A 25883-nucleotide genomic window follows, 5' to 3' on the forward strand; every position below is an offset into this window, starting at 1 on the left:
TGCGTAGCCTCAAAGTTTTAGAGCGTACTTTGTGCGTCCAAATGGACGCACGTCGCTCTAATCGCAGTCGCCCTCCCGCCGTCTGTCCACGGCGATGAGGGGAAGAGGAGCGGCGCTTTTTTGTTCTTCGAGCACCGGCTTCTCAAGCGGTCCGATGCTCCGACGCGCCGCTCCCTATCGAAAAAACGGTACTCTGCCTCAGTTCTTCTGCAGGAACTTGTCGATGTTTGCCGGCGTGACCAGCTGGAAGGGAATGTAGACCTTCTGTTCAACCGCCTCGCCCTTGGAAAGCTTGAGCGCCGCGTCCAGCGCCCCGGCACCCTGGCCGGCCGCATCCTGGAACACGGTCACGTCGAGATCACCCGCCTGCATCGCGGCAAGCGCGTCCTGGGTGGCGTCCACGCCGCCGACGACAACCGACTTCATGTCGATGTTGGCAGCCTTCATGGCCTGGATCGCACCGATGGCGCTTTCGTCATTGTTGGCGATCACGCCGTCGAACGGCTTGCCGGTCGACAGCCAGTTGGTCATCAGGTTCTGCGCTTCCTCGCGTTTCCAGTTCGACGTCTGCTTGTCGATGATCTTGATGAAGCTGCATTCCGGAGTGGCGATCACATCGTCAATGTCCTTGGTGCGCTGCACCGCGGCCTGGTTCGACAGCTCGCCCATGATCACGTAGACATTGGCCTCGGTCTTGCCGGCTTCCTTGAACAGGCGGCAGACTTCCTGGGTCTCGAGAGTGCCTGACTCAACCTCGTTCGAAGCGACGAAGGCCTGGTTGTCCGGCAGCGTGTTGACATTGACCGGCTCGCGGTTGACATAGACCAGCGGAACATTGGCCGCAGCCGCGGCGTCCGACATTGCCTGGGTAGCCGAGGTGTCGACCGGATTGACGATGATCGCGTCGACGCCCGAGGCGACGAAGTTCTTGATCTGGTCGAGCTGCTTGGCGACGTCGTTCTGCGCGTCCTCGACCTGCAGCTCCACGCCCTCCATACCCTTGGCCTGCTCGATCATGCCGTTGCGCAGCACGGTGAGAAAATTGTCGTCGAACAGCGCCATCGACACGCCGATCTTGGCAGCGAGGGCGGACGAGCTCATCAACGCCAAGAATGCGGCGCCCAAAATCAGTTTCTTCATTTTATCTCTCCTCCACAGAATTGGTGTCCGGCTGCACCGATCTACCCGGAATCCCCGATCTCCCAGGGAATCTCTCCCGATTGTGACTCCGTTCCCGATGGAGTCCGCGTCGACTGGAACGCCATGCTCTCTGCTTGAAACAGATGTTCCGGAACGAAAGAACCAAAATACCTATCCGGTGAAATATTTATTCCATTCCGCGTGCGGGCGTCAAGGAGATTCCGAAATCAGATGACGGATTTTCGGATAACGTGGCTGAGGGTCGGCAAATCTTCTGCGAGAATCCATCAGGCTGATGGTTCACATCATTGCCGACGCATCGTGGTGCCCCGATCTGAACCTGGATGAATTGTCTGAGCCCAGACGTTTTGCCCGAAGCTAGATGTTTTCCGGTAGATAGATATCGAAGGGCAGGAAAGTCTGGCCCGGCGCATTGGCAGCGCCTGCCTCGATGGCGTGCGCCATCAGCCCGACAAGCTCGCGACATAGTGCTGCCAGCGGCGTCGAAATCACCATGGTCAGGATGTTGTCGGCGAGCGCCGCGCGCGATACGGCGTTGATCTCGTTGCAGACGACCACCGGCATGTTTGCCGGCCTGGCCGCCCGTAGCGCGGAAACCGCGCCTTCCATGCCGCCGCCGGCGACGTAGCAGCCGACAAGATCCGGGTACCGCGCCAGAAGATCGATCATCGCATCATGGGTCACCTGGTTGGCCTCCAGATTGACCAGCGTCTCCAGCACCGTGAATTCCGGCGCATGCTCGCGGAAGAATGATCTGAAGCCGATCTCGCGTAGCTCATGGCCATGGAAGCGATGGCTGCCGACAAAAAGGGCGACCTTGCCGGGTTTCCTCGCCGCCTTGGCGATCATCCACGCCGCGGTGCGGCCGACCTTGCGGTTGTCGAGGCCGACATAGCCTTCGCGGATTCCGGCGGCAAAGTCGGATAGCAGCGAGAAGACGGGTTGCCCCCTTGCCTTCAAGGTCTCGACGGCTGCCGTCAGCGTCGGATGGTCCGGACCGACAAGGGCGACGGCCCTGGATTTCGCCGCCAGCTTGCGCATCTGGGCAGCGATCTCGTCGGGCGCCAGCGAACTGGCGAAGTCGATGGTTGCGACGCCGCGGAAGCGCTGCGATTGCGACACCGCCAGTTCGAGCTCCCGCGCGAAATCGCTGTAGAAAACATCATTGCCCCTCAGCAGCAGAAAGCCGAGCCGGTATTCCGGCAGTTCCTGGCGCATTCGCTGCTTGATCAGTCCGGCGGCGTGATAGCCGATATCGGTCGCGGCTTCATAGACACGGCGTGCGGTTTCCTCGCGCACCGGCAGGCGACTGTTCAGCACCCGGTCGACGGTGGCGACGCTGACGCCGGAGGCGCGCGCCAGATCGGTGATGGTCGGCCGTTTTGCCATGGCTGTCTCTTCGCTTGCCAAGCAGTCTACATCATTCTGATGGGAAATGATAGAAACTATCTTCATGATATTGAGTCTATCATGGCTTGGCGTTATTTTACGACATAAGCACCTGTGGCAGGGGCAGCCGTTCTGACGGATGCCGACGGAGGCAGCCTTAATGGAAGCGACACTATCCGCAATGCCGTCCCGGCGTGACTACAGCCTGCTCGGCCGCGACGCAAAGCTCGCCGTCGAAACCGGTCTGGCGGCGGCCGAGTGGTATCATACCGACGTGCCCCGCAAGCGGATGAAGGAGCTGATGCAGCGCTCCGATGGGCCGGCGATCCGCGACACCATCATCTGGCTCGGCGCCCTGATCCTGAGCGGAGCGGGCGGTGCCTGGTTCTGGGCCACGTGGTGGTGCGTGCCGTTCTTCTTCGTCTATGGCGTCCTCTACGGCTCTTCCACCGATTCACGCTGGCACGAATGCGGTCACGGCACCGCATTCAGGACGCAGTGGATGAATGATGCGATCTATCAGATCGCCTGCTTCATGATCATGCGCAATCCGGTGACCTGGCGCTGGAGCCATACGCGGCACCATACCGATACGATCATCGTCGGCCGCGATCCGGAGATCGCGGTGATGCGCTCACCGGACCTGTTGCGCGTCGCGCTCAATTTCTTCGGCATTGTCGATGCCTGGCATGCCATGAGCGACATGGTGCGCAATGCGGCCGGTATCATTAGCCGGGCGGAAAAGACCTTCATTCCCGAGCAGGAGCAGCCAAAGGCGATCCGCATTGCCCGCATCTGGACCGCGATCTATGCAGCGACCATCGCGCTGGCACTTTATAGCGGCTCGTTCCTGCCCTTGATGCTGGTCGGGCTGCCCAGGCTTTACGGCGCCTGGCATCACGTCATGACCGGCCTGCTGCAGCATGGGGGCCTCGCCGAAAATGTCATCGACCATCGCCTCAACAGCCGGACGGTCTACATGAACCCGATCAGCCGCTTCATCTACTGGAACATGAACTACCATGTCGAGCACCACATGTTCCCGATGGTGCCTTATCACGCGCTGCCGAGGCTGCATGAGCTGATCAAGCACGATCTGCCGGCGCCGACGCCGTCGATCCTGGCGGGCTATCGCGAGATGATCCCTGCCTTCCTGCGCCAGCTGCGCAATGAGGACTATTTCCTCAAGCGCGCGCTGCCGCCGACCGCCAAGCCCTATCGCGAGGAATTCCACAACGACAACGATGCTGTCGCGGCAGCAGCGGAATGATATGCGCCCATGCCAGGCAACATGCCGGGCAAGTTGACCAAGCAAAATTCTGCCGGGAGGACCAATGAGCGACTGGGTCGAGGCCTGTGATGCCGAAGACATCGACGAAGAGGACGTGATGCGGTTCGATCATGGCGGCCGCACCTTCGCCATCTATCGCAGCCCCGACGACGAATATTTCGCGACAGACGGTCTGTGCACGCATGAGAAGGTGCATCTGGCCGACGGGCTGGTGATGGACGACATCATAGAGTGCCCGAAGCACAATGGCCGCTTCAACTACAAGACCGGGGCTGCCAGGGGCGCGCCGGTCTGCGTCAATCTCAGGACGTATCCGGTCAAGCTCGACGCCGGCAAAATCCTCATTCAGATCGGGTCACTGTGATGACGAAAGGGATGGTCATCATCGGCGCCGGCGAATGCGGCGGGCGGGCTGCCTTGGCGCTGCGCGATCTCGGCTATGACGGGCCGGTGACGCTGGTCGGCGACGAGCCGCATCTGCCTTATGAGCGGCCGCCGCTGTCGAAAGACGCGATGGCCAGCGATGCGCCCGAGATCAAGGCGATCGCCAGCGACGAGGTCCTGGCCGAGAGATCGATCAGGCATATCCATTCGGTTCAGGCGGTGGCGATCGACCGCGCGGCGCATCTCGTGCACCTGTCGGACGGTTCGGTCCTGCCTTACGACAAGCTGTTGCTGGCAACTGGATCGGTGCCGCGCAAGCTGCCGATGCCGGGCCTCGGCGCGCGCTGTGTCTATCTCCGGACTTTTAGCGACGCGCTGGCCATTCGTGCCCATCTCAGCGCCGGCAATCGCGTCGCCATCATTGGCGGCGGCTTCATCGGCCTTGAGCTCGCCGCCGCGGCGCGCAGGCTGGGGGCAACGGTCACCGTCCTCGAGGCGCAGCCGCGCATCCTGATGCGCGGCGTGCCGGCCGAGATCGCGCAGGTCATCCACCGGGCGCATGAAGCCGAAGGCGTAAGAATCCTGTGCGGTGAGGGCATCGCCGCCATTGCCGATGACGGTGCCGAGGTGCGCATCGCGCTTGCCGGCGGGCAGGACATCGTCGCCGATCTGGCGGTGATAGGCATCGGCGCCATGCCGGTGACCGGACTGGCTGCCGAAGCCGGCCTGGTGGTCGACAACGGCATCGCTGTCGATGCCGAGCTTCGCACCAGCGATCCGGACATCTTCGCTGCCGGCGATTGCTGCTCGTTTCCGCTTGCCGTTTATGGCGGCAGGCGCGTGCGGCTCGAGGCCTGGCGCAACGCGCAGGAGCAGGGCGCGCTTGCAGCCAGGAACATGCTTGGCGCCGGCGAAAGCCACGCGGCGGTGCCATGGTTCTGGTCGGATCAGTACGGCCTGACCTTGCAGATATCAGGCCTGTCGGACGAGGGCAGCAAGGTCGTGCGCCGCAACCTCGATGATGGCGCGTTCATCCTGTTCCATCTGGCCGAAGACGGCAGGCTGGTCGCCGCGAGTGGCATCGGTCCGGGCAATTCGGTCGCCCGCGACATAAGGCTGGCCGAGATGCTGATTGCAAAAAGGGCCAAGCCGGCCCCGGAGGCGCTCGGTTCGCAAACGGTCAAGCTGAAGTCGTTGCTGGCGGCGTAAGCCGTGACGCCGATTGCCGAAAGCCGGCGCCGCCCCTCATCTGCCTACCGGTGTCCAGTTGATAGATGGGTAACACTTTGAACCGGATACATGGGTTACAGTTTTCACCCTGTGCTGTCCGCCGCAGCGCCAAGCGGTTTGGTTGGCGCGGCGCTGCGGCGGACGAGCTTCATGCGCCTGGTGTCGAGGATACCGAGCGGATGGGCATGGAAGCCGAGCGCCCATTGACCATCCTCGGTTTCGGTGGCGGCGACGGCTTCGCCGGCCAGCGTCTTGGAAACGTAGACGAAGCCGCCGTTCCACCTGATCTCGCCATTGTGGCGCACGCTGCGCACCGCCGCCTCGGCCGGATAGTCGGGCTCGGGCGGTGTCGCGGGCATAGCGCGCGGCGAGGAGCGGTAATGCTGCGCCGGGGTCCATGGCCAGCGCCTCATGCGGACGCTCCTCATTGTAGGCGTGCCGGAAAGCCTCGAAGGCCTGGCCCTGGGCCATTCTGTCGGCCTCCGGCGCCTTGGCCAGCGGCAGCATGGTCAGGTGGAAGCGCTCGTGGCGTCCGTTCTGCTGCGGCTTGCCGGGCGCGATCCGCTCCAGCGTGATGCCGAGCTTGATGAAGCGCACCGAAAGCGGCGTCAGTCCGGTGACGCCGGCCGACGCGAAAGGCGGGCCATTGTCGCTTCTGAGCCGATCCGGCAGACCATGCGCCTCAAACAGCCGCTCGAACACCGGCCAGGCCTCATCGTCCGCTGTCGAGCCCGTCGCTTCGAGCGCCAAAAGGTAGCGGCTCGACGCATCCATCACCGTCAACGGTTCGCAGCGCCACCCGTCACGGGTCCGGAACCAGCCCTTGTGATCGCCCGTCCATACCGCGTTCGGCTCCTCGGCTTGCGGCCATGGTCCGTTGCCACAGGCCCGCAGCCGCGCCCGCTTGCGGACGCTGACAAGCCCGTGCCGCGCAAGGATCGCACCGGCCGTCGAGGCCGACGGCCAAGCCAACTCGGGAGCGGTGCGCCTGAGCCGCGCCATGATCTTCTTCGGACCCCACAGCGGGTGCGTCTCCTTTGCCGCAACGATCCGCTCCACCAGATCCAGGGCCGTCGCTCGGCCATGATTGAGCGGCGCTCGCGGCAGATCATGCAAACCTTCCGGGCCGAGCGCGCGATAGCGACCCAGCCATTTGTAGCCGGTCTTGCGCGATATGCCGTAGGCCGCACAAAGCTCGCTCATCGTCTCATCACCCGCCAGGCACTCCACAACAAACCGAAGCCGCTCATCCATGATGCCAGTCTCTCGCCAAACCATCGCCGGTCCTCCCGGCGGACAAGAAAACTGTCACCCATGCAATCAGTCCATTCTGTTACCTATCTATCCGGTTCGGACAAGCGTCCCTCTCCCCGTATAGTGACGGGGAGAAGGACACTGTCGCTTAGGATTTCGCCAATCGCCAGCGCCGCAGAACGGGCGTTGCAGCCGATGCCAGCTTGTCTTTCTCCCCGTCACTTTACGGGGAGAAATGCCCGGCAGGGCAATGAGGGGCAGCGCAAACGCCCGAAAGGGACGACTCCAATCCGGCTCAAAATCCGAATCTCAACACGTTCTAAAACAGCGCCTTCAGCTCCGGCAATTTGTCGTTGACCAGCCAGCCATAGTAATTTTCCTCGGGCAGCTTCTCCGGTTCGCCCGCGGCGCGGCGCCTGTCGTTCTCGGCCTTCAGCGCATGGGCGCGCTGTTCCGGATTGCCGACATTGTAGAGCGTCGATGTGATGCCGGGATTGCCCGATATGTCGAAGCCGGCAATGCTCTGGTAGGCATCGATCGATTTCCGGATCGTCGCCGCGACATAATCCAATGTCAGGTCCGGATCCATGATGGTCTTGTAGACCGCGTTCGGATCGCCGACGTCGAGCTTCGGCAGGCCGGAAACCTGGTGCACGAGATCGCTCATCTGCAACGCCGTCAGCGGGTTGAGCTGACCGAGGCCGAAAGTCTGGCCGGCATAGTAGGGCTGGAAAAAGGTGGCGCCGAAGCGGTCGTCGGGGAAGCTCTCACCGCCGACAGTCTTGCCGCGAAAGGACTGGTTCCACACCTGCTCGCGGCATTCCCAGAGCGCGTAACTGTCCGATTTGCCGGCGCATTCCTGGAATTGCGGCCGCTGCACGAAATCGGTGATGTCCTCGCCTTCATAGGCGAAGGACAGCTTGCTCGACAGATAGGAGATCGCCTTGACGTAGTATGTCTGCAGCCGGTCGTAGGCGTCGACATTGTAGGTGTGCTCGCCGACGATGGCGCCGACGATATGCATCGGATCGATGCCATAGGTCGCTGCGGCCTGCTCGATCTTGCCGCGAAGACCGGCGTCGTGCTGCAGCAGCGCATAGACCTTGCTGTATTTCGCCTGGAAGGTGGTGTTGGTGGCCTGGGTGCGGCGGCTCGAGGCGCCCGGTATGTTGGGCTGCTCGGCATGACTGTTGCCCGGCGGCACCATCGTCGCCGCTTCGGCGGCAAACATCGCTGTCGTCAGCGTCAGCCCGAGAAGGACGAGGATCAGTTTTTTCATGCGCCGCCGCCTGTAACAGCGCATGACCCCCGGATTCGATTTTCGGGGGTCATGCGCCAAATCAAGTGCTACAGCGTCCCTTGCGCGTCCAAGGACGCGCGCGCTGTAGTTGCCGGGCAAACTAGGTAAAGCTGGAAGGGGAGTCGAGAGCCCCTTCGCCCGGCAAGACAAAAGCTGGCCAGATGCTTCCATTTGGCCACACGTTTCAGAGCTTGCCGGCTCGCCCAGCCCATCTCTTGTAGGATGGATCGCCTGCTACAGGATGAATCGCGACAAATCCGTGTTTCTGGACAGATCGCCGACATGCTTTTGCACATAGGCGGCGTCGATGGTCACCGCCGTGCCATGGCGGTCCGGCGCGTCATAGGAGATCTCGTCCAGCACCCGCTCCATCACCGTTTGCAGCCGCCTGGCGCCGATGTTCTCGACGCTGGCGTTGAGATCGACGGCGATGCCGGCCAGCGAATCGATGGCGTCGTCGGTGAAGACGAGATCGACGCCCTCGGTCTTCATCAGCGCGATATACTGCTTGATCAGGCTGGCCTCGGTCTCGGTCAGGATGCGGACGAAATCGTCCTTCTCCAGCGCACGCAGCTCGACGCGGATCGGCAGACGGCCCTGCAGTTCGGGCAGCAGGTCGGACGGCTTGGCAACGTGGAACGCACCCGATGCGATGAACAGGATGTGGTCCGTCTTCACCGGTCCATATTTGGTCGCGACCGTGGTGCCTTCGACAAGCGGCAGCAGGTCGCGCTGCACGCCTTCGCGGGAAACACCGGCGCCCATGCCGCCTTCGCGCGAGGCGATCTTGTCGATCTCGTCGAGGAAGACGATGCCGTCGTTTTCGGTCGATTCGAGCGCCCTGCGCACTACCTCGTCCTGGTCGAGCAGCTTGTCGGACTCGTCGCCGACCAGCACCGCGTACGACTCCTTCACCGTCGTCTTGCGCGTTTTGGTCTTCTGGCCGCCCATCGCTTTCGACAGCATGTCGTTGATGTTCAACACGCCGATATTGGCGCCCGGCATGCCGGGGATCTCGAAGCCGGGCATGCCGCCAGTGCCGGTATCGCTCACTTCGATCTCGATCTCCTTGTTGTCGAGCTCGCCGTCGCGCAGCTTCTTGCGGAAACTGTCGCGGGTGGCCGGGCTCGCCGTCTTGCCGACGAGCGCTTCCAGCACACGTTCCTCGGCATTGATATGGGCACGCGCTTTGACATCCTCGCGCATCTTCTCGCGCACCAGCCCGATGGCGATCTCGACCAGGTCGCGGATGATCTGCTCGACGTCGCGGCCGACATAGCCGACCTCGGTGAACTTGGTCGCCTCGACCTTGACGAAGGGCGCACCGGCAAGGCGTGCCAGGCGGCGCGAGATCTCGGTCTTGCCGACGCCGGTCGGGCCGATCATCAGGATGTTCTTCGGCATCACCTCTTCACGCATCTGGCCTTCGAGCTGCTGGCGCCGCCAGCGGTTGCGCAGGGCGATGGCCACGGCGCGCTTGGCGTCCTTCTGGCCGATGATGAAGCGATCGAGTTCCGAAACGATTTCGCGCGGCGAGAATGTGCTCATATCCTAAATTCCACTTTGCCATTGCCGGATGGACTCGAACGGATGCAGCAGCATGATCACGTTGAGTGTCAGATTGTCCCGGATGATGTAGCCGACACCGAATTCGAAGATGACGGCCAGGGTCACGATCACCCATATAGGAAGCCTGCGCGCCATCACAAATCCCAGCACCATCGCCAGCGTGTCCGCCACCGAATTGATGATGCTGTCGCCATAGTAGTCGAGGGAGATCGTGCCGGCGCGATAGCGCTCGATGATCAACGGGCTGTTCTCGAGAAGTTCCCAGCCGCCCTCTATGACGACCGCAAACGCCAGCCTGAGCCCGATCGGCGAGCGCGGGAACAGAAACCATGCCAGCGCATAGAACAGGAAGCCGTGGATGATGTGCGAGAATGTGTACCAGTCGGAAATATGCTGGGAATTCTCCGAACTCTGCACGATGCCGTGCCACAGCTTGACATAGCCGCATGTGCAGATCGGCGTTCGGCCCATGCCGTAAAGGACTCCGGCCTGGAATATGATCAGACCGAGGACGAGCAGAAGTCCCATACGCCAGCTGTCTTCATAGGCCGAGACGGGTTTGTCGGCGCCGGTCGTGCTCATGCTGTTACTGCCCCTCTTCGGCGTCGCCTTATTCGGCGCCGCCCTCTTGTGCGTCGATTGCCATCAGCACGGCGTCGCCATATTCCGATTGCCTTCGATCGATAACTCTGAAACCGGCCTTTTCATAGGCCCGGATCGCTCGTCCGTTGGATGGATCCGGGTCGATGATGACACGCGGCGCCCCTTCCTCGAACAGCTGTTCCACGAACTGCCGGACAATTGCCGAGCCGTGGCCGCGTCCGATAAGCTCAGGCCTGCCGATCGACAGATCGATGCCGAGCGTACCGAAGGGCTGGTCGCTGTAGGGGTGGCCGTCCTCCAGATGCGGGTCGTAGCTCTGCATGTAGCCGATCGGCTCGCCGTCGAGCTCGATGATCAACGGTTCTACGGAAATGCTGTCGATATGCTCGCGGATCTGCGCGATCTCCGTCTCGGGATCGTCCCACCACTCGGCGACATGCGGCTCGGCCAGCCATGCCGCGATCATCGGCAGGTCCGCCTCCGTCACCGGCCGAAAATCGTATCTATTTTCTTGTTTGGCCATGATCTCCTCCCGAACCGGAGGTCAGCGAAGCAAAAACCGGTTTCCACTTTTCGGGATCATGGCCAGCGGCCAGCTCAGCCGGCATCAAGAGTTTCGATGACGAAGTTGTTGTTGGTGTAGACGCAAATGTCGGATGCGATCTGCATTGCTTTGCGGGCGATCTCTTCGGCATCCTTGTCGGTGTCCATCAGCGCGCGCGCCGCGGCCAACGCGTAATTGCCTCCCGAACCGATCGCCATGACGCCATGTTCGGGTTCGAGCACGTCGCCGGTGCCGGTCAGCGCCAGCGAGACCGACTTGTCGGCAACCAGCATCATCGCTTCCAGTCGGCGCAGATAGCGGTCGGTGCGCCAGTCCTTGGCAAGCTCGACGCAGGCCCGCGTCAGTTGCTCCGGATATTGTTCGAGCTTGGCCTCGAGCCGCTCCAGAAGGGTGAAGGCGTCAGCGGTGGCGCCGGCGAAACCGGCAATGACATTGCCGCTTTTGCCGATACGGCGCACCTTCTTGGCATTGCCCTTCATGATGGTCTGGCCGAGGCTGACCTGGCCATCACCGGCGATCACCACCTTGCCGCCCTTGCGCACCGTCACGATCGTCGTGGCGTGCATGGTCAGTTCATTCGACATCTTCTGCTCCGATCAGCACCGATCCCGAAGGCAACTGGCGCGTTACGAGTGACTTGATCGGCCATATGTATGCATAGGTCCGATGATTGCAAACCGGTCATCCGCCAGGCTCGATATCCCCTGGCATGGCAACTGGCAATCGCCGGATCATGCTGCTAGAAGGCTCTCGTTTTCAAGCATGTGGACGCTTGGAACGCCTGAACTCTGGACAAGGATGAGGTCATGCCGCCCCGTTCCGCCAACGCAAGCCGCAAGACCAAGGAGACCGACATCTCCGTATCGGTCCAGGTCGACGGCTCGGGAAAATCCGATATTTCGACGGGCGTCGGCTTCTTCGATCACATGCTGGACCAGCTGTCGCGCCATTCGCTGATCGACATGACGGTCAAGGCCAATGGCGATCTGCACATAGACGACCACCACACGGTCGAGGACACCGGCATCGCGCTCGGCCAGGCGCTGGCCAAGGCACTGGGCGAGCGGCGCGGCATCATGCGCTATGCCTCGATCGATCTCGCCATGGACGAGACGCTGACGCGCGCGGCGATCGATGTCTCCGGCCGCCCTTTCCTTGTCTGGAACGTTGCGTTCTCGTCGCCGAAGATCGGCACGTTCGACACCGAACTGGTGCGCGAATTCTTCCAGGCCCTGGCGCAGAATGCCGGCATCACGCTGCATGTCACCAACCACTACGGCGCCAACAATCACCATATCGCCGAGACCTGCTTCAAAGCGGTGGCGCGTGCGCTGCGCATCGCGCTTGAAAGCGACCCGCGCCAGCCGGACGCGGTTCCTTCCACCAAGGGATCTCTGAAGGGATAGGCGATGGCGATCTATGTCGTGATGGAACCGCCGGGCCGCGGCGAAAAGCCTGACACAACGGCCTTTGTCCGTGATGGGTTTTCCCTGATCGGCTTTCTCGTGCCGCCGCTGTGGCTGCTCTGGCACCGGTTGTGGATCGAGGCAGCCCTGGCCTTTGTCGCCATGGCTCTCCTTTCGATGCTTGCCGAAGCATTGAACCTTGGGCTCGCCGGCCCGCTGCTGTCGCTGCTTGTATCGCTCTATGTCGGTCTGGAAGGTCAGGCCTTGCGGATTGCCGCGTTGCGCCGTCGTGGCTGGCATGAATGGGGCGTCGTCGCGGCCGGCAGGATCGACGATGCCGATACGCGCTATGTGCTGGAAGCCGAAGCGCATTCGGATGAGCAAGCGCCCGCGCAACGCATCGTCCCGGATGCTGCCCATGCCCGGCCAGCGCATATGGGCATCGCGCTAGGGTTGAACCACACTCCGGGAAGACCCTGACATGCGGGTCGCGATCATCGACTACGGCTCGGGCAATCTGCGCTCGGCCACCAAGGCCTTCGAGCGCGCCGCGCATGAAGCCGGTATCGCCGCCGCGATCGACCTGACCGCCGATGCCGAGCGTGTCAGAACCGCCGACCGCATCGTCCTGCCCGGCGTCGGCGCCTATGCCGATTGCGCGGCCGGGCTGCGCGCTGTGGCCGGCATGTGGGAGGCGGTTGAGGAGGTGGCGACCGTCAAGGGGCGGCCGTTCCTCGGCATCTGCGTCGGCATGCAGCTGATGTCGGAGCGGGGCCTGGAAAAGACCGTTACAAAGGGTTTTGGCTGGATCGCCGGCGACGTCAAGGAGATCACCCCGGCCGATCCTGCGCTGAAGATCCCGCAGATCGGTTGGAACACGATCGAGCTCACGCGCAAGCATCCGCTGTTTTCCGGCATTCCAACCGGCGCCAAGGGGTTGCACGCCTATTTCGTCCATTCCTATCATCTCGACGCGCAGAAGCCGCAGGACGTGCTGGCGATTGCCGATTATGGTGGTCCGGTGACGGCCACTGTTGTCAGCGACAATCTTGCCGGCACGCAGTTTCATCCCGAAAAGAGCCAGGCGCTTGGCCTGGCGCTGATCACCAATTTCCTGCGCTGGAGACCCTAGGACAATGAGCAAGAAAGGCTACTGGATGGCGATGATCGATGTCCGCGATCCCGAGGGCTACAAGCAATATATCGAGGCGAACGCGGCGGCCTTTGCGAAATATGGCGCGAAGTTTCCCGTGCGTGCCGGGCGTTACGCGAACCCGGAAGGCCCGACAGGCAACCGCCACGTCCTGGTGGAGTTCGAGTCCTACGACAAGGCGATAGAGTGCTACGAGTCGCCTGAATACCGGGAGGCATTGAAGTACAGGCTTGCCGCCTCGACCGGTCACTTCGTCATTGTTGAAGGCGCCTGAGCGGTGATCCTGTTCCCGGCCATCGATCTCAAGGACGGCAAGTGCGTACGCCTCAGGCATGGCGACATGGCGACCGCCACCATCTACAATGACGATCCCGCCGCTCAGGCGCGCGCCTTCGAAGAGCAGGGCTTCGAATGGCTGCACGTCGTCGACCTCAACGGCGCCTTCAAGGGCCAGAGCGTCAACAGCGCGGCGGTCGGCGCCATTCTCAAAGCGACGAACAACCCGGTGCAGCTCGGCGGTGGCATCCGCACCCTGGAGCAGATTGAGGACTGGCTCGACCGCGGGCTGGCCCGCGTCATTCTCGGCACGGTGGCCGTGCGCGATCCCGATCTCGTCAGGCAGGCCTGCAAGGCATTCCCAGGCAAGATCGCCGTCGGCATCGACGCCAAGGGCGGCAAGGTAGCGGTCGAGGGCTGGGCCGAGGCCTCTAGTCTCGGCGTCATCGAACTGGCGAAGAAGTTCGAGGGCGCTGGCGTCGCCGCCATCATCTACACCGACATCGACCGCGACGGTGTGCTGACCGGCATCAACTGGGACGCCACCATCGATCTCGCCAACGCCGTGTCTATCCCGGTCATCGCCTCCGGGGGGCTCGCCTCGATCGCCGACATCGTGCGCATGACCATGCCCGATGCGCAAAAACTCGAAGGTGCAATCTCCGGGCGTGCACTTTACGACGGGCGTATCGACCCGGCCGAGGCACTGGCGATCCTGTCGGCAGGCCCGGAGAAGGCGAGGGCGCGATGAAACTCTCGATCATCCTCGCCCCCTATGACAGCGGCCTTTACCATGCCGGCTCTGGTCAGGGCCCCGACGCCATCATTGCCGGCGGCCTTGTTGATGAACTTGCCTTTCGCGGCCACGATGTCGTCGTCGAGGACATCGGCGAGGTCGGCGATGCCCAGAAACGGGAAATCGCGACGGGCTTCGCCGTTTGCAGGGCAATCGCCACCAAGGTCGATCTGGCACGAGACAGTGAGCGTTTCCCCATCGTGCTCGCCGGAAATTGCCTGACCGCTGCCGGTGCGGTGGCTGGCGACGCAGCGGATTCGATCATCTGGATCGACCAGCATGGCGATCTCAACACGCCAGAGACGTCCGCCTACGGATTTCTCGACGGCATGGCGCTGGCGACGACGCTGGGGCTCTGCTGGCGCCCAATGACCTCAGCGATTCCCGGCTTCCTGGCGATCGACCCGTCGCGGTGCATGCTGGTCGATGCGCGCGACCTCGATCCCGATGAAAGGCGGCTTCTAGAGACGTTGCCGATTATTCGCACCCAATGGACCAACGCACTCGACAATGTCGGAAAGCTGAAGGCGGCCGGCGCGGCCCAAGTACATTTACATCTTGATCTGGACGTTCACGATCCGGATGTGCTGCAAGTGAACCGCTATGCACGGCCGGGAGGTCCAAATCCGGAGCAGCTGCGGCAACTGGTTTGCGGGCTGGCCAAGTCGATCCCGATCGTCGGCATCACCTTGTCCGCCTACGATCCTGCCTTTGACGCCAAGGGCGAAGTTCCGCCTGTCGTCGGGCAATTGCTTGGCGATTTTCTTGCCGCGCTTGAGAGGATCTGATGCTGAAAGCCCGCGTCATCCCCTGTCTCGACGTCAAGAATGGCCGCGTCGTCAAGGGCGTCAACTTCGTCGACCTGGTCGATGCCGGCGATCCAGTCGAGGCGGCAAGGGCCTATGATGCCGCCGGCGCCGACGAGCTCTGTTTCCTCGACATCACTGCCTCGTCCGAAAATCGCGAGACCATCTTCGACATCGTCGCCCGCACCGCCGAACAATGCTTCATGCCGCTGACCGTCGGCGGCGGCGTGCGCCAGGTGGCCGACATAAGAAAGCTGCTTTTGGCCGGCGCCGACAAGGTGTCGATCAACACGGCGGCGGTGAAGAATCCCGATTTCGTCGCCGAAGCGGCCGACAAGTTCGGCAACCAGTGCATCGTCGTCGCAATCGACGCCAAGAAAGTGTCGAGCGAAGGCGAGGCCGACCGCTGGGAGATTTTCACCCATGGCGGCCGCGAGAAGACCGGCATCGACGCGGTCGAATTCGCCCAACAGATGGTCGATCGCGGCGCCGGCGAGATCCTGCTGACGTCGATGGACCGCGACGGCACCAAGGCTGGCTACGACATCGCGCTCACCCGTGCGGTGGCCGACGCCGTGCGTGCGCCGGTCATTGCCTCCGGCGGCGTCGGCACGCTCGATCACATGGTCGAGGGGATTCGCGACGGCCATGCCGGCGCGGTGCTCGCGGCATCGATCTTCCATTTCGGCACTTACAGCATTGCCGAAGCCAAGGCGCACATGGCCCGTGCCGGCCTGCCGATGCGACTGGACTCCCCAGGGGATCGGCTCTAAGCATGATCCCAGCGAAAAGTGGGAACCGGTTTTCGGAAAAGATCATGCTTAAACAAGCAGATAGATAGCGCCATGGCTGAGTTTTCGCTCTCCGATCTGGAGACAATCATCAGGGAACGCGCGCATTCCGACGATCCGGATTCGTGGACGGCAAAGCTGTTCGCGCGCGGCATGGACAAGGCGGCGCAGAAGTTCGGCGAAGAGGCGATCGAAACAGTGATCGCCGCCGTTGGGGGTGACAGACAAGCCCTCGTTTCGGAAAGCGCCGATCTCATCTATCATTGGCTCGTCGTTCTGGGCGTTGCCGGCGTTCCGCTTGCCGATGTCCTGACCGAACTCGAACGCCGCACCGGTCGTTCGGGCATCGCCGAAAAGGCGTCTCGGCAGGACCGGGGCTGATCGCTGGAGGTTAGGAAACTCGATGGACCAGCTCGCCCCCACCGAGAAATATTCGCCCTTCCGTTTTTTCTCGGCGGAGCAATGGTCGCAGTTCCGCGCCGACACGCCGATGACGCTCGGCGAGGACGAGATCCGTCGCCTGCGTTCGCTCAACGATCCGGTCGACCTCGAAGAGGTCAAACGCATCTATCTTTCGCTGTCGCGGCTGTTGTCGGCGCATGTCGAGGCGAGCCAACTGCTGTTCAGGCAGCGCCAGGCCTTCTTCAACGCGGTGGATGTCGTCAAAACGCCCTTCATCATCGGCATTGCCGGCTCTGTGGCGGTCGGCAAATCGACCACGGCGCGCGTGCTCAAGGAATTGCTGGCGCGCTGGCCGTCGAGCCCCAAGGTCGATCTAATCACTACCGACGGCTTCCTGCTTCCCAACGAAATCCTGCGCCGCAACAATCTGATGGAGCGCAAGGGCTTTCCCGACAGCTACGATGTCGGCGCATTGCTGCGTTTCCTGTCGGGCATCAAATCGGCGCAGCGCAATGTCCGCGCGCCAGTCTATTCGCACCTGACCTACGACGTCGTTCCCGGCGAGTTCCAGACCATCGACCGGCCGGACATATTGATCTTCGAAGGCATCAACGTGCTTCAGCCGGGCAAGCTGCCGAAGGACGGCAAGATCGTGCCTTTCCTGTCGGATTTCTTCGACTTCGCCATCTATATCGATGCCGAAGAGGAGCTGATCCATCAATGGTACATCGCCCGCTTCATGCGGTTGCGTGAGACCGCCTTCCGCAATCCGGACTCCTTCTTCCATCGCTATTCGCAACTTTCGCAAGCGGCGGCCCGCGCCATCGCGGAAGGCCTGTGGGCCAACATCAATCTGAAGAATTTGCGCGAGAACATCCTGCCGACGCGAGCCCGCGCCGATCTCATCCTGCGCAAGGGCGCCAATCATCTGGTCGAGGAAGTGGCGCTCAGGAAGCTGTAACGAAGCGGTTAACGGCACTTTAGGCAGTGCCCGCTATCGTTCGATTGCCATTCCAGAGCATTTGTCGGGAGCAGCCGGTGATCAAAATGCCTGCATTGCGCCGGCCTGACATTTCCGCCTGGCGCGGAACACTTGCTCCGCGCCGGCTTCTCAAATTCGCCTCGGTGGGGCTTGCGGCCACAGTGCTCTACGCGCTTTGTGCCAGCCTCTTCGCCAGTGCCGGTTCAACATACCTGCCGCCGGCCACAGCCTCCGTCGCCGCCTATGCGGTCGCGGCAGTATTCTCCTATCTCGGCCACAAGTTCTTCACCTTCATGTCGGCCGGCTCGCATCAATTCGAAGCGCCGCGTTTCGCCGTGCTGACCGGTTTCGGTCTTGCCATCGCCTATCTCGTTCCGCTGCTCCTCGTCGGGCAGTTCGGCCTGCCGGTCGCGATTCCGATACTGCTCACCTGCATTCTTATTCCGGCGGTCAACATTGTCGTTCTCGAACGCTGGATATTTTCCGGCCGTTCAGCGGCGGGCCTGGACCGTGACCCGAAGCGGGTGCCGGTCTTGGAAAAATCCGATGCTTGAAGAAATAGAGCGGCGATTCGAGCCGACTTGAAAACCTGCCGCCCTAGCCAGGATAGGTCACCCGCCGCAGCGTCAGATTGATCCGCCCGCCGTTCTTCAGCAGTGCCGAGGTCGAGCGATAGATGCGGTCGACGCCGTGAAAACAGAGACGGCCTTCGCCGCCAAGCACGACGACATCGCCGCTTTTCAGCCTGAACGATTTGGTGCCGCCCTCGCGCGTGCTCTGGCCGACCCTGAACAGGCAATCGTCGCCCAGCGAAACGGAAACGACCGGCGCGGAGAAATCGATCTCGTCGCGGTCTTGATGAAGGCCCATCTTCGCGTCGGGCGAATAGAAATTGACCAGGCATGCCTCCGGCGGATGCGGATAGGCAGACACGTCCCGCCACAGCTCCAGCAGCACGTCGGGGATCGGCGGCCAGGGCGTTCCGGTCACCGGGTGCGTCGGCTGGTAGCGATAGCCGTGCTCCTTATCGGTCACCCAGCCGAGCGAACCGCAATTGGTCATGCGCACGCTCATCTCCTTGCCGGTGCGCGGCATGGCCGGCACGAACAGGGGGGCCTCCTGCACGACCCGTCTCACATCCTCGACCAGCGCTACCTGCACCGCACGGGACAGATAGCCGGGCATGTGGCGGACGCCTTTGGGCAAAACGAGCATCAGCTTGGTCGCTTAATCGGGTTCATCTGGCGGACAATGCCACCAACAAACAAGAACGGCGACCCGAAAGCCGCCGTTCTTGTCCTTGGATGGCAATCGCCAGCTTAAGGTGTGGCGAGATTCGGGTCAGGCCGAGCCGGAGTCGAAGACGGGCGCGAAGCGACCAAACAGGTGATTTCCGAGAACCGGAGCGGAGCGTACTTAAGTACGTGAGCACCGGAAGCGCAGGAAACCGCCGTTTGCAGGCCGGCATCACCTGAATATCAACATACCTTAGTCGAGATCCGGTATGCGCAGGACTTGCCCCGGATAGATCTTGTCTGGGTGGGTCAGCATCGGCTTGTTGGCCTCGAAAATGATCGGGTTCTTCGCACCCTTGCCCTTGCCGTAGCTCTTTTCGGCGATTTTCCAGAGGTTGTCGCCTTTCTTGACCGTGTAGAAGGTCGGTTCCTTGGCCGCGGTAGCGGGTGTGCCGGACTCGGGTGCGGCGACCTGCAATTCGTCCGCCTGCACCTTGGAGACGCCGAGCGTGTTGCCGACGGCGATGACAGCCTTTTCGAAGATCGATTGATCCTTGACCACGCCTTTCAGGACGGCCGTATCGCCTTTGACGACGACCTCCACATTGTCGGTGCCGAGCGCGTGCGAATCGAGCTCCTTCTTGAGTGTATCGGCGGTCGGCTCCGGCTCATCGTCGCCGAAGCCGAGCTTCTTGCCGACGCCCTTGACGAAATCAAACATGCCCATCTGCGGTCTCCCTTGCTGTGGCGAATACCGAACTTGCCATCTGCAACCTTGAATTGGAAGCCGTCTCGACCGCGGGATCGATGTCGCGCCTACCGCATCGTGGAGGCGCGTCGCTCTAATCGTCGTCCACCCGGCCGCGCAGTTTCTTGATTGTGCCGCGCCCAGCCTTGCTCTTCAGCCGCCTTTCGACAGCGCCTTTCGACGGCCTCGTCTTCTTGCGCCGCGGCGGCGGCGGTTCGGCGGCCTTGGCGACCAGTTCGGCAAGCCGCGCCCGGGCGTCCGCCCGGTTCTGCTCTTGCGTGCGGAAGCGTCCGGCCTCGATGACGATGACGCCGTCCTTGGTGGCGCGCTGGCCGGCCAGCTTTATGGTTCGCTCGCGGACGCGCTCCGACAGGCCCGGCGCATTCGCCGCATCGAAGCGCAATTGCACCGCCGTCGCCACCTTGTTGACGTTCTGGCCGCCAGGGCCGGACGAGCGGATGAAGTCCTCGTGCAGGTCATCCGGATGGATCACCGCATCGTCGGCAATGATGATCTTGTCGTCGGCGTTCATGCCGCAGTCATGGCGCGGCGGACGAAAAAAGAAAAGGCCCGATCCCCCGGGTCGGGCGTTCCCGATCCCGGTCCGGCCTTGAGGCGCAGGGTACCCAGCCGGCGATTATTCCGCGGCTTCGCTCATGCGCGGCGCGGCGCCGAGCACGATGGCGTCGACATGAGGTTCGAATTTTTCGAAATTGATGGCGAACATGCCGACCAGCCGCGCCGCCTGCAGGTCATAGGCTGATGTATCGGCCCATGTCGACCTCGGATCGAGAATGGCGCGGTCGACGCCTGCAACCGCCACCGGCACATCGAAACCAAAATTGGCGTCGGTGCGGAAATCGGCCCCGTTCAGCGAGCCGTCGAGTGCCGCGGCAAGCAGCGCCCGCGTCGCCTTGATCGGCATCCGCTTGCCGGTGCCATAGGCGCCGCCGGTCCAGCCGGTGTTGACCAGCCAGCAATCGACACCGTGATGAGCGATCAGCTCGCGCAGCAGATTGCCGTATTCCGACGGATGGCGCGGCATGAACGGTGCGCCGAAACAGGTCGAAAACGTCGCTTCGGGTTCGGTGACGCCCTTTTCGGTCCCAGCCACCTTGGCGGTGTAGCCGGAGAGGAAATGATACATCGCCTGCGCCGGGGTCAGCCGGGCGATCGGCGGCATCACGCCGAATGCGTCGGCGGTCAGCATGATGATGTTTTTCGGGTGACCGGCGCGGCCCGTTTTGCTGGCGTTGGGGATGAAGTGGAGCGGATAGGCGCATCGCGTGTTTTCAGTGAGGCTGCCGTCGTCGAAATCCGGCACGCGGCCGGCGTCGAGCACCACATTCTCCAGCACCGTGCCGAAGCGTTGGGTGGTGGCGAAGATCTCCGGCTCGGCTTCGGCCGAGAGCTTTATCGTCTTGGCATAGCAGCCGCCTTCGAAGTTGAAGATACCATGCGGACCCCAGCCGTGCTCGTCGTCGCCGACCAGCGTGCGTGACGGATCGGCCGACAGCGTCGTCTTCCCGGTTCCCGAGAGGCCGAAGAAGATGGCCGCGTCTCCGCCGACGCCTTCATTGGCCGAGCAATGCATCGGCATCACGCCTTTGGCCGGCAACAGATAGTTGAGCACGGTGAACACCGACTTTTTCATCTCGCCGGCATAGGAGGTGCCACCGATCAGCACGATCATGCGAGAGAGATCGACGGCGATCACCGTTCCGGTGCGGGTGCCGTGGCGGACGGGATCGGCGCGGAACGACGGCAGGTCGATGATCGTCATGTCAGGCACGAAATGCTCGAGCTCGGCGGCTTCCGGACGAATGAGCAGATTGCGGATGAACAAGGAGTGCCAGGCAAGCTCCGTGACGACCCTGGTCGTCAGCTTCAAGTTCTGGTCGGCGCCGCCGACCAGGTCCTGCACATAAAGATCCATGTCTGCCGCATGGGCGCGAAAATCGGCGAGCAGTGTGTCGAACTGTGCGGGCGAAATCGCCTTGTTGTTGTCCCACCATACATGCGGCCCGGTGGTCTCGTCGCGCACGACGAATTTGTCCTTGGGCGAGCGGCCGGTGTGCTGCCCGGTCTCGGCGACCAGCGCGCCATGCGCGGTGAGCCGGGCTTCGCCGCGTCGGATCGCTTCCTCGTAAAGGACGGCCTCGCCGAAATTATAGCGCACCGCGCCGGTGGTTTTCAGGCCGATCCGGTCGATCGCCCATGCGGGATTGCGTTTGCCGGCTTCCGACATGCGGGGTTCCTTCTTCGATTGCAGCATCCTGGCCGGCGAATTCCGGAGCCCCCCACGAAGGAGACTGTAACGGTGAGAACCAGAAAAGCCAAATGATATCAAATAATTAATCGATTTAAATATTTTGAAAGTTGTTTAAATCGTTTATATATGCAAAAAGTCAGGCGGTTACCCAAAGGATTGGCGGTCTTTATCGGTCCAATCCATGCTGAGGTGAGATAGTGGCCGCCGGCATGCCGCTCGTGACAGCGGACGAAGCCTGTGCCACATTTTGTACCTAATTTGTCCTGCAAAAGCCCCTTCTCGACCAAAGAAGGGACAGCTCATGAGGGAGCCACTTGAAATGGCAACAATCGCGCTTGTCGACGACGATCGCAACATTCTGACGTCGGTGTCGATAGCCCTCGAATCGGAGGGGTATCGCGTCGAGACCTACACGGATGGGGCGTCGGCGCTGGAAGGTCTGGCGGCGCGACCGCCGAATCTCGCCATCCTCGACATCAAGATGCCGCGCATGGACGGCATGGAGCTTCTGCGCCGGATGCGCCAGAAATCCGACCTCCCGGTGATCTTCCTGACGTCCAAGGACGACGAGATCGATGAGCTTTTCGGCCTCAAGATGGGCGCCGACGACTTCATCCGCAAACCCTTCTCGCAGCGTCTTCTGGTCGAGCGGGTTCGCGCCGTGCTGCGCCGTGCCAGCGCCCGCGAGGCATCGGCCAAGACGCCCAACCAGCAGGCCCGTTCGCTCGAGCGCGGCCAGCTTGTCATGGATCAGGAGCGTCACACCTGTACCTGGAAAGGCGAGCCGGTGACGCTTACCGTCACCGAATTCCTGATCCTGCATTCTCTGGCCCAGCGCCCCGGTGTGGTAAAAAGCCGTGATGCGCTGATGGATTCGGCCTATGATGAGCAGGTCTATGTCGATGACCGCACCATCGACAGTCACATCAAGCGGCTGCGCAAGAAGTTCAAGGCCGTCGATGATGACTTCGAGATGATCGAAACCCTTTACGGAGTCGGATATCGGTTCCGCGAAGCATGAATTCAGCGGGGGCTGCTATTCGATGGCAGTGGACGTAGAGCGAGTGAGACGAACGGGCGCCCGGCGTCCGTCGCGGATTCTGCCCGCATTCCTGTCGAGAATCACGGTGCCGATGCGCCGCTTCCTCGGCCACCATATCTTTTCCAGCCTGACGCGGCGCATTCTCTTCCTCAATCTCGCCGGCCTGGCCGTCCTGGTCACCGGCATACTTTACCTCAACACGTTTCGCGACGGGCTGATCGATGCCCGCGTCGAGAGCCTGATGACCCAGGGCGAGATCATCGCCGGCGCGATCGCGGCGTCAGCGACGGTCGAGACCGATTCGATCAGCATCGATCCGGAAAAGCTGCTTGAACTGCAGGCTGGCGAAAGCCTGGGTCCCGGCTCCGATCAGCTCGACAATCTGGATTTTCCGATCAATCCGGAGCGCGTCGCGCCGGTGCTCAGGCGCTTGATTTCGCCGACACGGACGCGCGCCCGCATCTATGACCGCGACGCCAATCTGCTGCTCGATTCCCGCCATCTCTATTCGCGCGGCCAGATCCTTCGCTACGATCTGCCGCCGGTCGCCGCGGAAGAACCCGACCTTCTGGAGCGTATCCAGAAATTCGTCTTCGACTTCTTCCGCAACACCGCGCTGCCGGTCTACCACGAACAGCCGGGCGGCAATGGCGCTGCATTTCCGGAGGTGGTCAAGGCGCTTACCGGCAGCCCGTCGACCATCGTGCGGATCTCCGAACAGGGCGAGCAGATTGTTTCGGTCGCTGTGCCGATCCAGCGCTTCCGCGCCGTCCTCGGCGTGCTGATGCTGTCGACGGAAGGCGGCGACATCGACAAGATCGTCGCGGCCGAGCGCAAGGCGATCCTGCGCGTTTTCGGCATCGCCGCCCTTGTCACCGCCATCCTGTCGATGCTGCTCGCCTCGACCATCGCCAACCCGCTGCGCCGGCTGTCTGCGGCGGCGGTCAGGGTGCGGCGCGGCGTCAAGAATCGCGAGGAAATCCCGGACTTCTCCGACCGGCAGGACGAGATCGGCAATCTGTCGATCGCCGTGCGCGACATGACCAATGCGCTCTACGCCCGCATCGAGGCGATCGAAAGTTTCGCGGCCGACGTCTCGCACGAATTGAAGAACCCGCTTACCTCGCTGCGCAGCGCGGTAGAGACCCTGCCGCTGGCCAAGAACGACACGTCGCGCGGCCGGCTGATGGAGATCATCCAGCACGACGTCAGGCGGCTGGACCGTCTCATCACCGACATTTCTGACGCCTCCCGTCTTGACGCCGAGCTCGCGCGGGAAGACGCAGGAACCGTGGATCTCAAGAAATTCATCACGGATCTGGTCGACGTTTCGCGCACGGCCACGCGCAACAAGAAGACGGTCGACATCGAGTTCAAGGTCGCCAAACTGCCGCAGGGCGTCAAAGGCTATTTCGTCGCCGGCCATGATCTGAGGATCGGCCAGGTCATCACCAATCTGATTGAGAATGCCCGCTCCTTCGTTCCTGAAGAGCGCGGCCACATCGCCATATCTCTGGCGCGCGCCGGCAAGGTCAACATCATCACCGTCGACGACAATGGTCCCGGTATCAGGGCCGACAACATCGACCGCATCTTCGAACGCTTCTACACCGACCGGCCGGCCGGCGAGGCGTTCGGCCAGAACTCAGGCCTCGGCCTGTCGATCAGCAGGCAGATCGTCGAAGCCCATGGCGGTACGCTGACCGCCGAGAACATCCCGGGCACCAAACCCGGCGAGATCAAGGGCGCGCGCTTCGTCGTGACACTGCCGGCCGAAGGCTGACGCATGATCCCAAAAAGTGGGCACCGGTTTTCGGATAAGATCATGCGCAAACCAAAAAACATGGCTCCGAAAAGTGGGTCCGCGGCAGCGAAAAGTGGGAACCGGGTTTCGGACAAGATCATGCCTGATTCGACTGTGCAGGCCGAGAACATTCACGGCACGGCGATCCTGATCGGCGAGCGTGGTGTCCTCATCACGGGACCGTCCGGCTCGGGCAAGACCACGCTGGCGCTCGCCCTCATCGATCATTGCCGCCAGCATGGATTGTTTTCGCGGCTGATCGGTGACGACAGGCTCCTCGCTGCCAATCATGCGGGGCGGCTGGTTTGCCGGGTGCCCACCCCCATCGCCGGCCTCGCCGAGGTGCCCGGATTCGGTCCGCGGCCATTGTCGTTCGAGCCCGGCGGCGTGATCGACCTTCATGTCCGGCTGGTGCCAGCAAACGAGATGGCCCGTTTCCAGGAAGATCTCGGCGAGCCGATCGCGGGCGTTCTGGTGCCGCGAATCGATTTTGCCGAACGCAACGTCTCCCCCGCCTTGCTGGCCATGATGGCGCGGCTGCCAATTGCGCCTTTCGTATGACCCGGTTCCCGGTTTTTTGCTGCAATGCGTCAAAATGGCCTGGGCCGGTGCAATTTTGGGCTTGTCAACGCGTCTCGCGTCGACAAGATAGCGCTCCCGCCGCCTGAAATGGCCGGCGAGCATGAAACGCCTATGAAGCGGCGATGACGGGAGCCACCAAAGAATGATCGGACTCGTGCTTGTAACGCACGGTCAACTGGCCGCCGAATTCCGCCATGCCGTGGAACATGTCGTCGGGCCACAAGACAGTTTCGAGACCGTGGCGATCGGCGCCGATGACGATATGGAGCAGCGCCGCAGCGACATCGTCGACGCCGTTGCCCGTGTCGACACCGGGGCGGGGGTCATCGTTTTGACCGACATGTTTGGCGGAACGCCCTCCAATCTCGCCATTTCGGTGATGGAATCCGGTCGTACCGAAGTCATTGCCGGCATGAACCTGCCGATGCTGATCAAGCTGTCCAGCATTCGCAAGGGCGACAATATGAGCGCAGCGCTGGACGAGGCGCAGGCGGCCGGCCGCAAATACATCAATGTCGCCAGCCAGCTGCTGAGCAGCAAATGAACGCGGTGTCGGCCAAGAAAGGTGACATCGTCCGGGAATTTCCGATCGTCAACCAGCGTGGCCTGCATGCCCGCGCCTCGGCGAAGTTCGTTCAGGTCGCCAGCGGCTTCGACGCCTCCGTCCAGGTCGAGAAGGACGGCGTCACGGTTGGCGGCACCTCGATCATGGGCCTCATGATGCTGGCGGCGAGCCCCGGCTATTCGATCCGCGTCACCGCCAGCGGCCCGCAGGCCGAGCAGGTGATCGACGCGCTGGAGCAACTGGTCGCCTCCCGCTTCGGCGAGGAGTCCTGACGCCC

The 25883-nt window shown here is 62.3% G+C and carries 29 protein-coding genes and 1 pseudogene; 18 read left to right on the plus strand and 12 right to left on the minus strand.

The genetic code is table 11. The features are described from left to right. Positions 1 to 198 precede the first annotated feature (198 nt). On the minus strand, positions 199 to 1140 hold the full coding sequence (locus NKH36_RS00885) for a sugar ABC transporter substrate-binding protein (RefSeq protein ID WP_352959705.1): 942 nt from the start codon (positions 1138 to 1140) through the stop codon (positions 199 to 201). A gap of 378 nt (positions 1141 to 1518) precedes the next feature. After that, complete coding sequence (locus tag NKH36_RS00890) at positions 1519 to 2550, minus strand: LacI family DNA-binding transcriptional regulator (protein WP_352959707.1); 1032 nt, start codon at positions 2548 to 2550, stop codon at positions 1519 to 1521. Between the two features lie 160 nt (positions 2551 to 2710). Here NKH36_RS00890 and NKH36_RS00895 point away from each other — a divergent pair, with 160 nt between their 5' ends. From NKH36_RS00895 to NKH36_RS00905, 3 genes are all read left to right on the plus strand, one after another. Further along, positions 2711 to 3820, plus strand: coding sequence for a fatty acid desaturase family protein (locus tag NKH36_RS00895; protein ID WP_352959709.1), 1110 nt, complete (start codon positions 2711 to 2713; stop codon positions 3818 to 3820). Between the two features lie 64 nt (positions 3821 to 3884). Further along, on the plus strand, positions 3885 to 4205 hold the full coding sequence (locus NKH36_RS00900; protein WP_352959710.1) for a Rieske (2Fe-2S) protein: 321 nt from the start codon (positions 3885 to 3887) through the stop codon (positions 4203 to 4205). Then, complete coding sequence (locus tag NKH36_RS00905) at positions 4205 to 5434, plus strand: NAD(P)/FAD-dependent oxidoreductase (RefSeq protein ID WP_352959711.1); 1230 nt, start codon at positions 4205 to 4207, stop codon at positions 5432 to 5434. The genes NKH36_RS00900 and NKH36_RS00905 overlap by 1 nt, the downstream gene beginning before the upstream one ends. A 104-nt stretch (positions 5435 to 5538) precedes the next feature. On the opposite strand, the pseudogene NKH36_RS00910 reads toward NKH36_RS00905, so the two are convergent. The 6 genes and pseudogenes from NKH36_RS00910 to hslV all read right to left on the minus strand — a co-directional run bounded on the left by NKH36_RS00910 (position 5539) and on the right by hslV (position 11330). Next, positions 5539 to 6733 (minus strand): annotated as a pseudogene (locus NKH36_RS00910) (helix-turn-helix domain-containing protein). A gap of 295 nt (positions 6734 to 7028) precedes the next feature. Beyond that, positions 7029 to 7988, minus strand: coding sequence for a DUF1402 family protein (locus NKH36_RS00915; RefSeq protein ID WP_352959713.1), 960 nt, complete (start codon positions 7986 to 7988; stop codon positions 7029 to 7031). 255 nt (positions 7989 to 8243) lie between these two features. Beyond that, complete coding sequence (hslU, locus tag NKH36_RS00920; protein ID WP_352959714.1) at positions 8244 to 9557, minus strand: ATP-dependent protease ATPase subunit HslU; 1314 nt, start codon at positions 9555 to 9557, stop codon at positions 8244 to 8246. A gap of 3 nt (positions 9558 to 9560) precedes the next feature. After that, positions 9561 to 10160, minus strand: coding sequence for a DUF2585 domain-containing protein (locus tag NKH36_RS00925; protein WP_352959715.1), 600 nt, complete (start codon positions 10158 to 10160; stop codon positions 9561 to 9563). A gap of 28 nt (positions 10161 to 10188) precedes the next feature. Next, entirely contained in the window at positions 10189 to 10704 is a 516-nt protein-coding gene (locus tag NKH36_RS00930) for a GNAT family N-acetyltransferase (protein ID WP_352959716.1), read from the minus strand. A gap of 74 nt (positions 10705 to 10778) precedes the next feature. After that, complete coding sequence (hslV, locus tag NKH36_RS00935) at positions 10779 to 11330, minus strand: ATP-dependent protease subunit HslV (protein ID WP_029347417.1); 552 nt, start codon at positions 11328 to 11330, stop codon at positions 10779 to 10781. A 222-nt stretch (positions 11331 to 11552) separates the two neighbouring features. Between hslV and hisB the strand changes: the two genes are divergently transcribed. From hisB to NKH36_RS00985, 10 genes are all read left to right on the plus strand, one after another. Continuing rightward, the gene (hisB, locus tag NKH36_RS00940) at positions 11553 to 12152 is read left to right on the plus strand and encodes an imidazoleglycerol-phosphate dehydratase HisB (protein ID WP_352959717.1); all 600 of its coding nucleotides are present in this window, start codon (positions 11553 to 11555) and stop codon (positions 12150 to 12152) included. Positions 12153 to 12155: 3 nt separating this feature from the next. Next, the gene (locus tag NKH36_RS00945) at positions 12156 to 12632 is read left to right on the plus strand and encodes a DUF2628 domain-containing protein (RefSeq protein WP_352959718.1); all 477 of its coding nucleotides are present in this window, start codon (positions 12156 to 12158) and stop codon (positions 12630 to 12632) included. A 1-nt stretch (position 12633) separates the two neighbouring features. After that, positions 12634 to 13284: an imidazole glycerol phosphate synthase subunit HisH gene (hisH, locus tag NKH36_RS00950; RefSeq protein WP_352959719.1), complete on the plus strand. Its 651-nt coding sequence runs from the start codon at positions 12634 to 12636 to the stop codon at positions 13282 to 13284. A gap of 4 nt (positions 13285 to 13288) precedes the next feature. Then, a complete protein-coding gene (locus NKH36_RS00955; RefSeq protein WP_292516731.1) occupies positions 13289 to 13579 on the plus strand; it encodes a DUF1330 domain-containing protein in 291 nt (96 codons plus the stop codon). A 3-nt stretch (positions 13580 to 13582) separates the two neighbouring features. After that, complete coding sequence (hisA, locus tag NKH36_RS00960) at positions 13583 to 14332, plus strand: 1-(5-phosphoribosyl)-5-[(5-phosphoribosylamino)methylideneamino]imidazole-4-carboxamide isomerase (RefSeq protein ID WP_352959720.1); 750 nt, start codon at positions 13583 to 13585, stop codon at positions 14330 to 14332. Beyond that, the gene (locus NKH36_RS00965) at positions 14329 to 15165 is read left to right on the plus strand and encodes an arginase family protein (RefSeq protein WP_352959721.1); all 837 of its coding nucleotides are present in this window, start codon (positions 14329 to 14331) and stop codon (positions 15163 to 15165) included. Before hisA ends, NKH36_RS00965 begins: the two co-directional genes overlap by 4 nt. Then, a complete protein-coding gene (hisF, locus tag NKH36_RS00970; RefSeq protein ID WP_352959836.1) occupies positions 15162 to 15956 on the plus strand; it encodes an imidazole glycerol phosphate synthase subunit HisF in 795 nt (264 codons plus the stop codon). The genes NKH36_RS00965 and hisF overlap by 4 nt, the downstream gene beginning before the upstream one ends. 72 nt (positions 15957 to 16028) lie before the next feature. Then, a complete protein-coding gene (locus NKH36_RS00975) occupies positions 16029 to 16355 on the plus strand; it encodes a phosphoribosyl-ATP diphosphatase (protein WP_352959722.1) in 327 nt (108 codons plus the stop codon). 22 nt (positions 16356 to 16377) lie between these two features. Then, positions 16378 to 17337: a type I pantothenate kinase gene (gene coaA, locus NKH36_RS00980; RefSeq protein ID WP_352959723.1), complete on the plus strand. Its 960-nt coding sequence runs from the start codon at positions 16378 to 16380 to the stop codon at positions 17335 to 17337. Between the two features lie 86 nt (positions 17338 to 17423). Continuing rightward, complete coding sequence (locus NKH36_RS00985; RefSeq protein ID WP_352959724.1) at positions 17424 to 17912, plus strand: GtrA family protein; 489 nt, start codon at positions 17424 to 17426, stop codon at positions 17910 to 17912. A gap of 43 nt (positions 17913 to 17955) precedes the next feature. Here the strand turns inward: NKH36_RS00985 and NKH36_RS00990 are convergent, their stop codons facing one another. The 4 genes from NKH36_RS00990 to NKH36_RS01005 all read right to left on the minus strand — a co-directional run bounded on the left by NKH36_RS00990 (position 17956) and on the right by NKH36_RS01005 (position 21589). Further along, positions 17956 to 18573, minus strand: coding sequence for an alpha-ketoglutarate-dependent dioxygenase AlkB (locus tag NKH36_RS00990; protein WP_352959725.1), 618 nt, complete (start codon positions 18571 to 18573; stop codon positions 17956 to 17958). 273 nt (positions 18574 to 18846) lie between these two features. Continuing rightward, complete coding sequence (gene lysM, locus NKH36_RS00995; protein ID WP_095484476.1) at positions 18847 to 19320, minus strand: peptidoglycan-binding protein LysM; 474 nt, start codon at positions 19318 to 19320, stop codon at positions 18847 to 18849. Between the two features lie 115 nt (positions 19321 to 19435). Next, entirely contained in the window at positions 19436 to 19873 is a 438-nt protein-coding gene (gene arfB / locus NKH36_RS01000; RefSeq protein WP_352959726.1) for an alternative ribosome rescue aminoacyl-tRNA hydrolase ArfB, read from the minus strand. A gap of 105 nt (positions 19874 to 19978) precedes the next feature. After that, complete coding sequence (locus NKH36_RS01005; RefSeq protein WP_352959727.1) at positions 19979 to 21589, minus strand: phosphoenolpyruvate carboxykinase; 1611 nt, start codon at positions 21587 to 21589, stop codon at positions 19979 to 19981. A 343-nt stretch (positions 21590 to 21932) separates the two neighbouring features. Between NKH36_RS01005 and NKH36_RS01010 the strand changes: the two genes are divergently transcribed. From NKH36_RS01010 to NKH36_RS01030, 5 genes are all read left to right on the plus strand, one after another. Further along, the gene (locus NKH36_RS01010; protein WP_023796909.1) at positions 21933 to 22634 is read left to right on the plus strand and encodes a response regulator transcription factor; all 702 of its coding nucleotides are present in this window, start codon (positions 21933 to 21935) and stop codon (positions 22632 to 22634) included. A gap of 22 nt (positions 22635 to 22656) precedes the next feature. Further along, positions 22657 to 24438: a sensor histidine kinase gene (locus tag NKH36_RS01015; protein ID WP_352959728.1), complete on the plus strand. Its 1782-nt coding sequence runs from the start codon at positions 22657 to 22659 to the stop codon at positions 24436 to 24438. A 120-nt stretch (positions 24439 to 24558) separates the two neighbouring features. Continuing rightward, on the plus strand, positions 24559 to 25020 hold the full coding sequence (locus tag NKH36_RS01020; RefSeq protein WP_352959729.1) for an HPr kinase/phosphorylase: 462 nt from the start codon (positions 24559 to 24561) through the stop codon (positions 25018 to 25020). Between the two features lie 163 nt (positions 25021 to 25183). Further along, positions 25184 to 25585 (plus strand): PTS sugar transporter subunit IIA, encoded by a 402-nt coding sequence (locus tag NKH36_RS01025; protein WP_029347440.1) that lies wholly within the window; start codon positions 25184 to 25186, stop codon positions 25583 to 25585. Further along, positions 25582 to 25878, plus strand: coding sequence for an HPr family phosphocarrier protein (locus tag NKH36_RS01030; protein WP_352959730.1), 297 nt, complete (start codon positions 25582 to 25584; stop codon positions 25876 to 25878). The genes NKH36_RS01025 and NKH36_RS01030 overlap by 4 nt, the downstream gene beginning before the upstream one ends. Positions 25879 to 25883: the final 5 nt, after the last annotated feature.

This window comes from Mesorhizobium sp. M1312, assembly GCF_040318115.1.
Classification (GTDB): domain Bacteria; phylum Pseudomonadota; class Alphaproteobacteria; order Rhizobiales; family Rhizobiaceae; genus Mesorhizobium.

Bases quoted from the DNA above. Each gene is read 5' to 3' on its own strand.
- NKH36_RS00990 (WP_352959725.1), bottom strand. From the start codon at position 18,573: ATGCTCGTTTTGCCCAAAGGCGTCCGCCACATGCCCGGCTATCTGTCC.
- NKH36_RS00945 (WP_352959718.1), top strand. From the start codon at position 12,156: ATGGCGATCTATGTCGTGATGGAACCGCCGGGCCGCGGCGAAAAGCCT.
- NKH36_RS00905 (WP_352959711.1), top strand. From the start codon at position 4,205: ATGACGAAAGGGATGGTCATCATCGGCGCCGGCGAATGCGGCGGGCGG.
- NKH36_RS00925 (WP_352959715.1), bottom strand. From the start codon at position 10,160: ATGAGCACGACCGGCGCCGACAAACCCGTCTCGGCCTATGAAGACAGC.
- NKH36_RS00895 (WP_352959709.1), top strand. From the start codon at position 2,711: ATGGAAGCGACACTATCCGCAATGCCGTCCCGGCGTGACTACAGCCTG.
- NKH36_RS01020 (WP_352959729.1), top strand. From the start codon at position 24,559: ATGCCTGATTCGACTGTGCAGGCCGAGAACATTCACGGCACGGCGATC.
- NKH36_RS00985 (WP_352959724.1), top strand. From the start codon at position 17,424: ATGCCTGCATTGCGCCGGCCTGACATTTCCGCCTGGCGCGGAACACTT.
- NKH36_RS01030 (WP_352959730.1), top strand. From the start codon at position 25,582: ATGAACGCGGTGTCGGCCAAGAAAGGTGACATCGTCCGGGAATTTCCG.
- NKH36_RS01005 (WP_352959727.1), bottom strand. From the start codon at position 21,589: ATGTCGGAAGCCGGCAAACGCAATCCCGCATGGGCGATCGACCGGATC.
- hisB (WP_352959717.1), top strand. From the start codon at position 11,553: ATGCCGCCCCGTTCCGCCAACGCAAGCCGCAAGACCAAGGAGACCGAC.
- hslV (WP_029347417.1), bottom strand. From the start codon at position 11,330: ATGTCGAATGAACTGACCATGCACGCCACGACGATCGTGACGGTGCGC.
- NKH36_RS01010 (WP_023796909.1), top strand. From the start codon at position 21,933: ATGGCAACAATCGCGCTTGTCGACGACGATCGCAACATTCTGACGTCG.
- NKH36_RS00930 (WP_352959716.1), bottom strand. From the start codon at position 10,704: ATGGCCAAACAAGAAAATAGATACGATTTTCGGCCGGTGACGGAGGCG.
- NKH36_RS00900 (WP_352959710.1), top strand. From the start codon at position 3,885: ATGAGCGACTGGGTCGAGGCCTGTGATGCCGAAGACATCGACGAAGAG.
- coaA (WP_352959723.1), top strand. From the start codon at position 16,378: ATGGACCAGCTCGCCCCCACCGAGAAATATTCGCCCTTCCGTTTTTTC.
- hslU (WP_352959714.1), bottom strand. From the start codon at position 9,557: ATGAGCACATTCTCGCCGCGCGAAATCGTTTCGGAACTCGATCGCTTC.
- NKH36_RS00975 (WP_352959722.1), top strand. From the start codon at position 16,029: ATGGCTGAGTTTTCGCTCTCCGATCTGGAGACAATCATCAGGGAACGC.
- NKH36_RS00885 (WP_352959705.1), bottom strand. From the start codon at position 1,140: ATGAAGAAACTGATTTTGGGCGCCGCATTCTTGGCGTTGATGAGCTCG.
- NKH36_RS00915 (WP_352959713.1), bottom strand. From the start codon at position 7,988: ATGAAAAAACTGATCCTCGTCCTTCTCGGGCTGACGCTGACGACAGCG.
- arfB (WP_352959726.1), bottom strand. From the start codon at position 19,873: ATGAACGCCGACGACAAGATCATCATTGCCGACGATGCGGTGATCCAT.
- NKH36_RS00890 (WP_352959707.1), bottom strand. From the start codon at position 2,550: ATGGCAAAACGGCCGACCATCACCGATCTGGCGCGCGCCTCCGGCGTC.
- hisH (WP_352959719.1), top strand. From the start codon at position 12,634: ATGCGGGTCGCGATCATCGACTACGGCTCGGGCAATCTGCGCTCGGCC.
- NKH36_RS00965 (WP_352959721.1), top strand. From the start codon at position 14,329: ATGAAACTCTCGATCATCCTCGCCCCCTATGACAGCGGCCTTTACCAT.
- NKH36_RS01015 (WP_352959728.1), top strand. From the start codon at position 22,657: ATGGCAGTGGACGTAGAGCGAGTGAGACGAACGGGCGCCCGGCGTCCG.
- NKH36_RS00955 (WP_292516731.1), top strand. From the start codon at position 13,289: ATGAGCAAGAAAGGCTACTGGATGGCGATGATCGATGTCCGCGATCCC.
- lysM (WP_095484476.1), bottom strand. From the start codon at position 19,320: ATGGGCATGTTTGATTTCGTCAAGGGCGTCGGCAAGAAGCTCGGCTTC.
- NKH36_RS01025 (WP_029347440.1), top strand. From the start codon at position 25,184: ATGATCGGACTCGTGCTTGTAACGCACGGTCAACTGGCCGCCGAATTC.